This is a genomic window from Rhodocyclaceae bacterium (genome assembly GCA_020248265.1).
Taxonomy (GTDB): domain Bacteria; phylum Pseudomonadota; class Gammaproteobacteria; order Burkholderiales; family CAIKXV01; genus CAIKXV01.
In genome coordinates, this window is sequence record JADCHX010000012.1 from 125,942 (window position 1) to 137,817 (window position 11,876).

An 11,876-nucleotide genomic window follows, 5' to 3' on the forward strand; every position below is an offset into this window, starting at 1 on the left:
CCTCTTCAGACAAAGTAGCCGAGCAGCCACCACCAGGCGAAGTTCAGCGGCCACAGCAGCAGCAAGGTGAGCAGCGCCTGCACCGGGAATACTCGCGCGGCTTCGCGCACCGGGATGCCGGCGGCATAGAGCCCGACGATGACCGGGGGCACCTGGTACGGCAGCAGGATGGTGGAGAAACCGATGCCATAGAGCATCAGCACGGTCTTGACGTTCCAGCCGGTGATCGCCGCGAGGTCCCCGGCAAGCGGCCCGAGCAGCGCAGGCTGCCCCGGACTCGTCGCCAACATCGAGGTGAGCGTTGCCACCAGCGACAGCATCTGGAAATTCCAGTAGTCAGCCCCGGCGGCAAGGCCGAGCAGCGACGGCAGCCAGGCGCCGACGACGGTCGACAGCTTCGCCGCGTCGATCATCGCGGCCACGCCAAGCACCGCACCGATGTAGAAGAAGCCGGACAGCTTCACCCGGTCGTTCATCGCATGCACGTCGATGATGCCCAGCCGAGGCAGCAGGCATGCGAGCCCGGCGCCCATGCCGATCCAGCCTGGGCGTATGTGATGCACGAAGTCGGTGGCCCACAGCGCCAGCGCGCTGGCCAGGATCACCGCCATGCGCCACTCGACCGGAGACATCGGCGGCAGCGGGGCAGACACCCGCGGCGGCGACACGCGGTCGCGGAACAGCCAGTCGATCAGCAGGACCGTCATCACCGCCTTGGCGAACCCCTGTACCGGAAAGTGCAGCTTCAGGTACTCGAGGTAGAGGATCTGTACGCCGTACATCGATTCGGCGGATCCGGCGAGCACGAGGTTCGGGATGTTCGCCGGCAGGATCGCCGCGCCCACCTGGAAACTGCCGATCAGCATCACGAGCATGATGCCGTTGAAGCCCTTGCTGCCGGGCTTCAGTCCCAGCCTTTCGCAGAATGCCAGCAGGATGGGCACCATCAGCAGGATGCGGCCCACCGTCGCGGGCATCACGAAGCAGAGCACGGTGGTGACCAGCATGGTGCCGATCAGCGCACGCCGATAGCTTCCACTGAAGGCGCCCAGCAGGTGCGAGGCCAGGCGCAGGCCCAGGCCGGACGCGCGCACCGCCTCGGCCATGATCAGCCCGCCGAACACCAGCCAGAGGGTGCTGGTGGTGAAGCCCGAGAAGACGACCTCGTTCGGAACGACCGCGGTGACCGCCGCGAGGAACAGGAAGGCGAGGGCGACCAGGTACTCCGGTACCGCCGCCGTCGCCCACAGGCCGATCGCGAACACGGCAAGCGCGACGACCTTGAGCGTGGTCGCCTGCGCGGGATCGGCGGCCGGCCACAGGAACAGCGTCGCTGCGCACGCCAGTACGATCATGGCCAGCGCCTGGGAAACTCGATGCATCCTGAACCGATCCGGGAGTCCGTGGAACACGCGCGCGGCCGACTCGACCGCATGCTGCCCGGAACACCGGGCTCCGAGCAGGCTACCGCAGCCTGGCCAGAGCCCGCAACCGTGGTGGAGGCGGCGTGGCTATAATCCGGTTCCCCTTCCGTGGCACGCGATTGCGCCGAGGACCCGATGAGCCAAGCCCCCCTTCTTACCGGCGTTCTTGCGCCGGTCATCACGCCCTTCAAGCCGGACCTCTCGCCGGATGTCGAGCGCTATGTCCGGCATTGCAAATGGCTGCTCGCCAACGGCTGCAGCGGCCTGGCGATCTTCGGCACCAACAGCGAGGCGAACTCGCTCTCGCTGGACGAACGGAAGATGCTGCTCGAGTCGCTGCTCGAAGCGGGCGTACCGGCATCGAAGCTGATGCCGGGCACCGGTTGCTGCGCGCTGACCGACTCGGTCGCCCTCACCCGCTTCGCCGTCGAGCGCGGAGTGGCCGGTGCGCTGATGCTGCCGCCGTTCTTCTACAAGGGTGTGAGCGACGAGGGCCTGTATCGCAACTTCGCCGAAATCGCGCAGCGCGTGGGCGATGCACGCCTCAAGATCTACCTGTATCACATCCCGCCGATGACGGCGGTACCGTTCTCTCTCGGGCTGGTCGAGCGCCTGCTCAAGGACTATGCTGGTACCGTCGTCGGCATGAAAGACAGTGGCGGCGACTGGAAGAACATGGAAGCGATGCTCAAGGCATTCCCCGGCTTCCAGTTCTTCCCGGGCAGCGAAGAGTTCCTGCTCGCAGGCATGCGCCTGGGCGCGGTCGGCACCATTACCGCCACCGCGAACATCGGGCCGGCAGCCATCGATGCGCTGTTCCGCAACTGGCAGGATCCGAAGGCAGACGCGATGCAGGAAGCGATCACCGACTTCCGGCGTGCGATCACGAAGTTCCCCCAGATTCCGGCGCTCAAGCACACGACCGCCCTGTACACCGGCCATTCACAATGGGCAGTGACCCGCCCGCCGCTGGTCCAGCTCGGTGAAGAGCAGGGCAGGGCGCTCGCGGCCGAACTCGAGAAGCGCGGCTTCGACATGCCCGGCATCCGCGGCTGAAAGGGCGGCTCGTCCGCACACGCCATCCGGCAACCGCCACACCAGACAGACGAAAGAGGGGAATAAACATGGCTGCACTTACGTTGAAGCAGGCAGGCATCATCGTCGACAAGGCGATCGAGAAGGCGCGCGAGATGAAGATCCCCGCACTGGGCGTGATCGTGCTCGATGCCTCGGGCCACACGGTCGCCTACAAGCGCGAAGACGGTGCAACCATGTTCCGCGAGGATATCGCCCGCGGCAAGGCCTGGGGTGCGGTCGCGATGGGCTGCTCCAGCCGTTCGCTCGCCAAGCGGGCACAAAGCAACCCGAACTTCATGATCACCCTGGCCGCGACGGCCGAGGGCAGGTTCCTCCCGCAGATGGGCGGCGTGCTGATCAAGGACGCCGCCGGCAACATCCTGGGTGCGGCCGGCGCCAGCGGGGCCAGCGGGGACCAGGACGAAGCGTGCTGCGTGTTCGGCATCGAGCAGGCAGGGCTTGTCGCGGACGCTTCCGAATAGGATGCTTCGATGGTTCCGGAGCCCGCGAGGGCTGCGGGACCATCTGCTCTCAATCGGCGCGGATGTTCGCCTCGCGTGCGATCTTCGCGAAGCGCTCGAGGTCGACCGCGATCCGCTTGCGGAAGTCTTCCGGCGTGCTGCCGATCGGCACCGTGCCGTCGCCCTGCAACCGCTCCAGCACGTCGGGCATGCGCAGCGCACCGGTGTACTCCGCGTGCATCCGGGTGACCAGTTCCTTCGAAGCCTTCGGCGGCAGCAGCAGGCCGAACCAGGTGCCGATGTCGAAGCCCGGGTAGCCGCTTTCGGCGATCGTGGGCAGGTCAGGCAGGACGGCCGAGCGCTTGGCGGTGGTCATCGCGATCGGCCGCAGCTTGCCACCCTTGATATGGCCGATGGCCGCGTTGATCGGCGAGGAGAACAGCTGCGCTTCGCCAGCGATGACCGCAGCCAGCGCCGGGCCGGCGCCCTTGTACGGCAGGTGCACGGTGCGGATCCCCGCAGCACGGTCGAGCATCTCGCCGGAGAAGTGGCTGCCGGCGCCGATGCCCGAGGATGCGTAGTTGAGCGAGCGGGTGCGCGCCAGCGTCACCAGCTCCTTCAGGTTGTTGGCCGGCACCGTCGGGTTCACCACCAGCACATGCGGCACTTCGGCGATCAGCGACACGGGGCTGAAGTCGACCAGTGTGCGATAGGGCAGTTTCTCCTGGATCGCGGGCGCAATCACCGCGCTGGTCGACTGCGTGAGGATGGACGTATAGCCGTCGGGTGCCGAGCGAGAGGTGATGTCCATCGCGATCGTGCCGGCGGCGCCGGGACGGTTGTCGATCACCACCGGCTGCCCGAACCGCTCGCTCAGCCGGGGCGTGAGCACCCGTGCGAGCGTGTCCGCGCCGCCGCCCGGCGAGGCCGGGATCAGCAGGCGTATCGGCCGTGCAGGCCAGCCGTCGCCCGACTTCTGCGCGAGTGCCGCAGGTATGCCGGCAAGGGTAGCGGCGGACAGTAGAACAAGGGCGCAGGCGCGGGGCGCGCAGCCAGCTGTGGCGAAGCGGGTCATCGTGGACTCCTGGAACATTCCGGGCGGCGATGCGTGCCACCACCCTGTAGATATCGCGAGATTGTACCCGCCGCCCCGTTTCCTGACAGTTGCTGTCACGAGATCTGATCGTCCCGCGCCGGCAGGCAGGTCAGGGTGCCCGCTCCAGCAGTTCGATCACCCGCCGCGCGGGATCCACGCGCACCCGGTCTCCGGTGCGGATCACCGCCAGCGGATCCGGCGACCAGCCCTCGGTGATCGCGATGTCGGCAAAGATCGCGCCCTGCACCATGACCGGGTTCGTCACGCCGAAGACGAACGCCTTCGGCGCGATACCCTTGCCCTTGATGTCATGAAACGCCCATCCGGCAGCAATGCCACCCTTGGCGGTCGGAAAGAACAGGACCTTGTCCCGGATGCTGACGCCTTCGAGCTTGTGGCCGGGCTTCGAGATCACCCCGGTCCAGCGGTCCAGGTCGTAGCGCGGGCTGAAGCCCTCGGTCGAGATCACCGCCTCGCCTTCGACGACTGGCCCGGCCGCACGGTCGACGGCGATGGTCAGCAGCACCGGCTTCACGCTTGCAGTCATTTCACGGCTCCGGTCAGGGCGGTCTCGATGCAGTCCTCGGTGCGGCGCAGGATCGTGTTGAAACGGTGCGCGGTGATCGTGTTCACCAGTTTTGCAGAGTTGGTCACCAGGCTGCTCCAGCCCATGCGCTGTTTCATCGGGGTCAGGTCCTGCAGGATGTAGAAGCAGACGCCTTCCAGCACGATACCGCCCGCAGCCTCGATCCGTTCGATGTAGCCCAGTTCGGAGGCACTGCGCTTCATTGCGTTGCTGGTCGTCACGAAGAGCTTCGAACCCGGAGCGACCTTCTTTCCGTCCAGCAGTTCCGAGATGCGCTTGAGTTCGAACAACGACAGTTGCGGCGCGGAGAACACCACCAGGTTGCAGCGGCCGTCCTTCACATCGTATCCGGCGTAGACCCGATCGATGTCCGCGCGGGTGATGCGCATGCGGTCTGTCGGCATGTTTCCCCCGAGCGCGGCCTCGACCGAGGGTGCTTCCGGCGTTACCCCGACCATGTGGAACATCGCATGCGAGCCATAGCTGGCAAGCGACGCACCCAGGTGCTTGAGCTCGTCCGCGGTCGGGGCTCGGCGCAGCGGCGTACCGCCCGGCCCGGAGAAAACCGGTACCGCGTAATAGCTCTGATGCGGCTCGCCGACGAGCCGCCCGATCGCGCCCCAGTCAGCGTGGTCTGTCGGATCGACGTCGAGCTCGACCGTGAAGTTGCCGCGCCGGACCGCATCGAGGTGGAAGCCGTACTCGGGGGTGCGGCCGGTGATCGCGCTGGCCAGTGCGGACGGACCGCCCTCGAAATTGGTGCGCGCACCGAACACCGAGTTGGCGTAGATCACCGTTCCGGTGTCGCCCCAGGCCACGTGCTCGCCCAGGTGCGGCTGGTAAAGCGTCTGATAGTTGATGCAGGTGTCGGCGGTGATCACGTTCATCTGCCGCAGGTGCGCGATGATCTGCCGCTCCTTCTCGACTTCGTCCTCTACCTGCCCGAGTTGCTTCACATGGCCGAAGTCCACGCAGCGCGCATTGGTGGTGATGCCCACCGCGCAGTGGGTGCCGGCCTCGGCCATCTGCTTCAGGCGCGACAGACCGGCGTCTCCCATTACCTCGATGTCGCCCATCATGTGGGCGTTGCTGATCGGCACGAAGCGCTTCGCGCCGAAGAACGTACCGACCGCGACCTGGAAGTCGATCGCCTCCTTGACCGCCACGCCGCGCTCGCCGCGCTGCATCGCCTGCTCTTCGTCGTTCAGTTGCATGGCTTACCCCCCATGGTGCCGCGCGCAGAGTGCGAGCGGTCAGGACAGCTGCTGACTCTTGGCCGCCTCGGCCAACGCGAACGCCTGGGTGCCGGCGCTCACCGTGCCGCTGTAGCGCGAGAAGAACAGGAAGCCGTCGAACGGTGCCTTGATCTCTTCCAGCACCGCATAGCTGTAGAGGTCGATCACCCGACCGAGCAGCGTCCCTGCCGCGATCGGCCGCCCGATCTCCTCCGGCCGCTCGAACAGCGACTCCAGGTAGCCGCTGTTGTGCGGGCGCAGTTCGCGCCGCGCCACCAGGTCGAAGTGGATCTGCTTCACCGGCGGCACGGGTGCGTCGAACAGTCCCAGATGCGCCGCCAGGCGGTTGAGCCCGTCCATCGACTGTTTTGTGTAGGTGGCGGTGCTGTCCGGTCCGAGGAAGGTGCCACCGACCTCCGGGTTGCAACTGGGGATACCGCGCTTCGTGGTCACGTAGTGCGCGGAGGTGCCGCTCAGGTCATTCTCGTGCACGAACGGCTGGCCGAACGCGCGTGCCATCTCGAAGCAGCGCTGCTTCACCTCGGCCGGTGCCTTGCCGTTGTAGTCGACCCGCCCCTGTAGCCTTCCGCCGGTTCCGCCAGCGTGGAAATCGCAGTGGAAGTCGATGTGGTCGAGCACCTGCTCGGTAATGACCGCAGCGATCATCTGCGTCGTGTTGCCGCGGGCGTTGCCGGGGAATGCCTCGTGCAGGTCCGTGCGGCCATGCGGCTCGGGCGTAAGCCGCTGGCAGGCGGCCGTGGCCAGAGGGTTGGCCACCGACACCACCACGATACGGCCGCAGAGCTTCGAGGTATCGAAGCCCGCCAGCCACTGCCGGATCACCATCGTCGGCAAGAACTCGTCGCCGTGCTGGTTGGTGATGATGCCCAGCGTCGGGCCGGCCTTCGCCCCGGTCACCACGTGCAACGGCACGGTGAGCTCGGCACCGTTGAGCATGGTGGTCACGGGCAGGCGCCGGAAACTGCGGCCTTCGGGTTCGCTTGCCCAGGCGGGCGACGGTGCAGCGCTCATTGTTCCACCTTCACCGGCAGGTCGGACTCTATCGACTTCAGGATGGCCTCGAGGCCGCACACGCCGGCCACGATGTCCTCGACCGGCATCACGTAGGGCTGGCCAGCCTCGATCGCACGGGCGAACGCCTCCAGTTCCAGCTTCTCGGTGCGCTCGGCGGTGAACTTGCGGACCTCGCGTGGCTGGTCGATCATCTGCAGCGTCATGTCCCAGGTCGGCAGGTGCTCGATCGCGCCGACCTCGACCATGCCCTTGGTGCCGAAGAACTGCATGCGCCAGCATTCGGCACTGGCCAGCACCATGCCCAGGTAGGCAGTGACGCCGCTGCGGAAGCGGTAGAGCACCGAGGTGGTGTCGTCGACGCCACGGTCGAGCACCTGGCGGAAGCTCTGCGCGTAGACCTGCTCGATCGGGCCAGCCAGGAAGATCATCGCGTCCATGTTGTGGACGCCGCGGCCGGTGAGGCCGCCGCCGGGGCTCTCGGTGCGATCGGGACGCCAATGGTCGGGCGCATAGCGGAACACGCTGGGCCCGTTGAAGTTGCCTTCGATGTGCAGCAGCTGGCCGAGCGTGCCGTCCTGGAACATGCGCCGGATCTCGAGCATCGCCGGCTGGAAGCGCCAGTTGAAGCCCAGCGACAGCGTGACCCCGCCCGCCTTGCAGGCCTCGATCGCGACCAGCGCGTCCTTCTTGTTCAGCGTGAACGGCTTCTCGACGAACACATGCTTGCCGGCCTTCGCGGCACGGGTGATCACGTCGACATGGCTCTTGTGCGGCGTGGTGATCACCACCGCGTCGACGTTCGGATCGTTCAGCACGGCATCGAGGTCGCCATGCAGCGCGAAGCCGTGCTCGTCCGCGAAGGCCTGTGCCTTGGCTGGGGTGCGCGTCGCGCCGGCGACGAACCGGATCCGGGTGCTGCCGCTGGCGCAGGTGACCATGTTCTGGCCCCAGCGGCCGAGGCCGATGATGGCGGCTCGTATCATTTGCGTGTTTCCTTCAGGCGGGGCGGGCGCAGGCGCGCCCGGGATGGCGGAGACGTGTCGCGCGGACGTGGCTTGTCAACGGCGCGCGCGCGAAAGGATGGGGTCGGGGAACTGGAAGACGTTGGCTGGGGACTCCTCGAAGCCGTGGTCGCCCTTCAGACGAGCGACCATCTCGAGCGCGAACGGGGCAGCACGGTAGAGCAGGATGCGCTGCGAATCGTTCAACCGCAGCCCGGCCCGCTCGGCCATTGTGTCGCACAGCGCGCGCGTCTTCGCATCGGTGTCCGGGGCATCGGTCGGCACCGGGATCGCCGCCAGCGTCGGCTGTGCTGCGCCCGGCACGAGCGTCGGTTCGCGCCGATGGAAGTCGGTCGCCAGCTGGAATGCATGACCCACGCGCAGCACGGTGGATTCATCGAACGGGCGGCCGATCACCTGCATGCCCAGCGGCAGGCCGCTGGCCGAGAAGCCGCTGCACACCACGAGCGCAGGACCGGCGGCGACGTTCGATGGCGTGAACAGGTTCGGCTTCTTCCAGAAGTTGAGCGGATCGTGGTGGTCCAGGCGCGGCGCCGCGCCCTGGCCGACGGTGAGCAGCACATCGTAGCGGTCGAACACCTCGGCCATCTGCGACACCGTGCGCCGGTGCTCGCGCGTGGCCCGGAAGTAGTCGCTGGCCGAGAAAAGGCAGGCCGGCAGCGCACGCTGAAGGAAGTCCCAGCCGAAGTCGCCTGGCCGCTCCTGCAGCGCCTTGAGGTGGATGGTGAAGATCTCGGTCTCGGCGATGATCACCTTGATGTCGAACGATTCCTTCAGCGGACGAACCCGTGCGTCCTCGACGATCGCGCCCAGGCCGCGCAGCACGCCGATGGCATCGTCCAGCGCCGCCACCACGTCGGCCGGTGCCGGCTGGTCTTCTTCCCAGTAGTGGCGCAGCACGCCGATGCGCACGCCCTTGAGGTCGGAGGTCAGTGCCGCCCGGTAGTCCGGGATACTGCAGCGCACGGAGCCGCTGTCGGCCGGATCGAACCCTGCGATCGCCTGCAGCAGGATGGCGCAATCCTCGACCGAGCGTGCCATCGGACCGCAATGGTCGAACGAGAACGAGTTCGGAATCACCCCGGCGCGCGACACCAGGCCGAACGTGGGCATCAGGCCGGATACGCCGCACCACGAAGCAGGGCCGCGAATCGAGCCACCGGTGTCCGAACCGAGCGCTGCCGGCACGAAGCCGGCAGCCAGGGCCGCCCCGGACCCGCTGCTCGAGCCGCCGGTGAAGCACGCGGTATTCCACGGATTGCGCGCTGGCGGCCAGGGCAGGTCGAACGACGGCCCGCCATGCGCGAACTCATGCGTGGCCAGTTTCCCCAGCAGCGTCGCGCCCGCTTCATAGAGCTTGCGCGTCGTGGTCGAGTCCTGGGCGGGGATGCGATCGATGCACACGCGCGAATGGCCAGAGGTGAGGATGCCGGCAGTGTCGTAGATGTCCTTCAGCGCGAAGGGCACGCCGTGCAGCGGACCCTTCCAGCGCCCGGCGGCGATATCGGCATCGGCGGCACGGGCCTGCTCGAGCGCCAGCGTGGAGGTGGGTGTGATGAACGCATTGATCTGTGGCTCGAGGGTATCGATGCGCTGCACCAGGGTCTGGGTGTATTCCACCGCGGACAGCCGCTTCGCCTGAATCAACGACGAGACTTCGGCGATCGACAGCCGATGCAGGGAGGACAGGGCCTGACTGGGCACGGTGGGAACTGAGGACATGCGCACCTCGAGCGGATCGGAAAGGCGGATTATCCCGCGTCCGGGCAATGGCTGCTGGCGCGCTCGCCTCAGCAGCTTCCCGGCGGCGTCTCGTCGACCCGCTCAACCACGAAACGCTCGCCTGCCCAACGGTAGACGAGCGAGCGACGCCCGTTGTTGCGTACCTTCCCGGACGGGCAGGGTGCCCCCGCCACGGCAAACCAGCGCACCAGGCGACCGTTGATCAGTTCCAGCCGCAGCGGTCCGGTCATGCCGTTGAACACCGGGTCGTTCGAGCGCACCGCATGCTCGGTGGGCAGTTCCCGCACGCTGTCGGGATGCTGGTACTTGTAGACGCCGATCAGGTCGGCCGTGCCGTCCGTGGATTGACAGGTGGTGGCCTCCACCACGGCCTCCTCGGCATTGTCGCCGTCGAGGTCGGCGTAGCGTACGTTCATCGACAGCACGCGTCTGGATTGCACGCAGATCGCGGCCAGGCCGCGGATCCGCATCACATGGTGCGACAGACTGATCTTGCGAATGGTGCGGTCGAGCCCTTGCGCACTGGAGGCCCGCTCCACGCCGAATCCGGCCGCCAAGGCTGCCGGAGAGCCGGCGGGCAGCGGCACGAATGCCGCCGCCAGCAGCGCACCCGCCGCACACCGAGCGCGCAGGCCGCTCAACATCGCGTCAGACCGTCGATGGGCCACCCAGGATGCAGGTGATCTGGCTCGACAGCACGCCGCCGTTGCCATGCACGATCGCCGTCTCGGCGCCCTTCACCTGGCGCGCGCCGCACTCGCCGCGCAACTGGCGCACCGCCTCGATCAGGATGAAAAGGCCGTACATGCCGGGATGGCAGTAGGACAGCCCGCCGCCGTTGGTATCGACCGGCAGCTCGCCACCCGGCGCGATGCGTCCGCCCGACACGAAACGTCCGCCTTCGCCCTTCGGGCAGAACCCGAGATCCTCGAGGAACAGGATCGGCGTGATCGTGAACGCGTCGTACAGTTCGACCACGTCGATGTCCTTCGGACCGAGCCCGGCCATCGCATACGCGCGCGGCCCGGACACCGCGGCGCCGGTGACTGTGAGATCGGCCATGTTGGCGATGCTGTTGTGCGAGATGCCCTCGCCATAGCCGATCGGGTATACCGGCTTCTTCTTCAGCGTCTTCGCACGCTCACCGGAGGTCATCACGATCGCGCCGCCCCCATCGGTCACCAGGCAGCAGTCGCGCACCGACAGCGGATGGCTGACCATGCGCGAGGCCAGGACCTGCTCGACGGTCAGCGGCTCCTTTTCCCAGGCGGCCGGATTCATCAGCGCCCACTGGCGGGCAGCCACGGCGACCTCGGCGAGCTGCTCGCGCGTGGTGCCGTACTGGTGCATGTGGCGCGCCGCGGCCATCGCATATGCGGTCGGCGGCATGAACGGCTTGAACGGCGCCTCGTAGTAGTTGTACTCGCGCGGGCTGGCCGCCGCTCGCGATACGGAACGCTGGGTGCTGCCGTAGGTGATCACCGCGACTTCGCACTGGCCGAGCTGGATGGCTGCCCAAGCGTGGGCGACATGGGCTTCGAAGGATGAGCCACCGATCTGCGTATTGTCGTTCCAGGTCGGGTTCAGGCCGAGGTATTCCTTCAGCATCATCGTCGAGAACCGGGCCTGCGAAGTGGCGGCGAACAGCGCATCGACGTCGGACAGTTGCAGCCCGCAGTCGTCGAGCGCGCGCATGACGCCCTGTGCCATCAGGTCGATCGGGCTGGTATGGGGCGCCACCAGGCCCAGGTCGGATTCCGCCACGCCGACGATCGCGGCACTGCCTCGCTTCAACAGGTTCTGCATCATGCGCCCTCCACGGCGGTGAACACGGGGTAGGGTGGGTCTTCCGGCTTGTCGCCCGCATGCGCGCGGAATTTCACCCGCATGCCGATCTTCACGTCCTTCGCGCCGATGTCCTCGACCCGGCTCATCAGGCGGAAGCCCTCGTCCATGTCGATCAGCGCGACGTTGTACGGCTGACCGTCCTTCACGGGGATCCACGTGGTCGAATACACGGTGCCCAGACCCTTCGAGACTTTCCATTCGAGCGCACTGCCGCTGACCGGCGCGACCACGCGCGGGTAGAAGAACGCCTTGCCGTCGGCGGCGCTGTACTGGTAGGCGAACTCGCCCGCCTTCAGGTGCTCGATGAACTTGCCGAGCGGGGATTGCTGCTTCAGGTCCATGGTCCGGT

12 protein-coding genes are annotated in these 11,876 nt (G+C 67.1%); 2 read left to right on the forward strand and 10 right to left on the reverse strand.

Features of this window, described 5'->3' with window-relative positions:
• Nucleotides 1-5: 5 nt before the first annotated feature.
• On the reverse strand, nt 6-1,382 hold the full coding sequence (locus ING98_13820) for an anion permease (protein MCA3102943.1): 1,377 nt from the start codon (nt 1,380-1,382) through the stop codon (nt 6-8).
• A 177-nt stretch (nt 1,383-1,559) separates the two neighbouring features.
• Between ING98_13820 and ING98_13825 the strand changes: the two genes are divergently transcribed.
• Both ING98_13825 and ING98_13830 read left to right on the forward strand, forming a co-directional pair.
• Nucleotides 1,560-2,480 carry a dihydrodipicolinate synthase family protein gene (locus ING98_13825; protein ID MCA3102944.1) on the forward strand — a complete coding sequence of 307 codons (921 nt, stop codon included), beginning with the start codon at nt 1,560-1,562 and terminating at the stop codon, nt 2,478-2,480.
• 68 nt (nt 2,481-2,548) lie between these two features.
• Nucleotides 2,549-2,983, forward strand: a complete 435-nt coding sequence (locus ING98_13830) for a heme-binding protein (GenBank protein ID MCA3102945.1) — start codon at nt 2,549-2,551, stop codon at nt 2,981-2,983.
• A 49-nt stretch (nt 2,984-3,032) separates the two neighbouring features.
• On the opposite strand, the gene ING98_13835 is transcribed toward ING98_13830, so the two are convergent.
• The 9 genes from ING98_13835 to ING98_13875 form a co-directional block, all read right to left on the reverse strand.
• Complete coding sequence (locus ING98_13835) at nt 3,033-4,037, reverse strand: tripartite tricarboxylate transporter substrate binding protein (protein ID MCA3102946.1); 1,005 nt, start codon at nt 4,035-4,037, stop codon at nt 3,033-3,035.
• A gap of 130 nt (nt 4,038-4,167) precedes the next feature.
• Nucleotides 4,168-4,605, reverse strand: coding sequence for a DUF126 domain-containing protein (locus ING98_13840; protein MCA3102947.1), 438 nt, complete (start codon nt 4,603-4,605; stop codon nt 4,168-4,170).
• Nucleotides 4,602-5,858: an aconitase X catalytic domain-containing protein gene (locus tag ING98_13845; protein MCA3102948.1), complete on the reverse strand. Its 1,257-nt coding sequence runs from the start codon at nt 5,856-5,858 to the stop codon at nt 4,602-4,604. The genes ING98_13840 and ING98_13845 overlap by 4 nt, the downstream gene beginning before the upstream one ends.
• A 39-nt stretch (nt 5,859-5,897) precedes the next feature.
• Nucleotides 5,898-6,911: a succinylglutamate desuccinylase/aspartoacylase family protein gene (locus ING98_13850; GenBank protein MCA3102949.1), complete on the reverse strand. Its 1,014-nt coding sequence runs from the start codon at nt 6,909-6,911 to the stop codon at nt 5,898-5,900.
• On the reverse strand, nt 6,908-7,897 hold the full coding sequence (locus tag ING98_13855) for a Gfo/Idh/MocA family oxidoreductase (protein MCA3102950.1): 990 nt from the start codon (nt 7,895-7,897) through the stop codon (nt 6,908-6,910). Before ING98_13855 ends, ING98_13850 begins: the two co-directional genes overlap by 4 nt.
• Nucleotides 7,898-7,972: 75 nt before the next feature.
• Nucleotides 7,973-9,658, reverse strand: coding sequence for an amidase (locus ING98_13860; GenBank protein MCA3102951.1), 1,686 nt, complete (start codon nt 9,656-9,658; stop codon nt 7,973-7,975).
• Between the two features lie 68 nt (nt 9,659-9,726).
• The gene (locus tag ING98_13865; protein ID MCA3102952.1) at nt 9,727-10,323 is read right to left on the reverse strand and encodes a hypothetical protein; all 597 of its coding nucleotides are present in this window, start codon (nt 10,321-10,323) and stop codon (nt 9,727-9,729) included.
• Between the two features lie 4 nt (nt 10,324-10,327).
• A complete protein-coding gene (locus ING98_13870; protein ID MCA3102953.1) occupies nt 10,328-11,485 on the reverse strand; it encodes a thiolase in 1,158 nt (385 codons plus the stop codon).
• The gene (locus ING98_13875; protein MCA3102954.1) at nt 11,485-11,868 is read right to left on the reverse strand and encodes an OB-fold domain-containing protein; all 384 of its coding nucleotides are present in this window, start codon (nt 11,866-11,868) and stop codon (nt 11,485-11,487) included. Before ING98_13875 ends, ING98_13870 begins: the two co-directional genes overlap by 1 nt.
• Between the last annotated feature and the right edge of the window lie 8 nt (nt 11,869-11,876).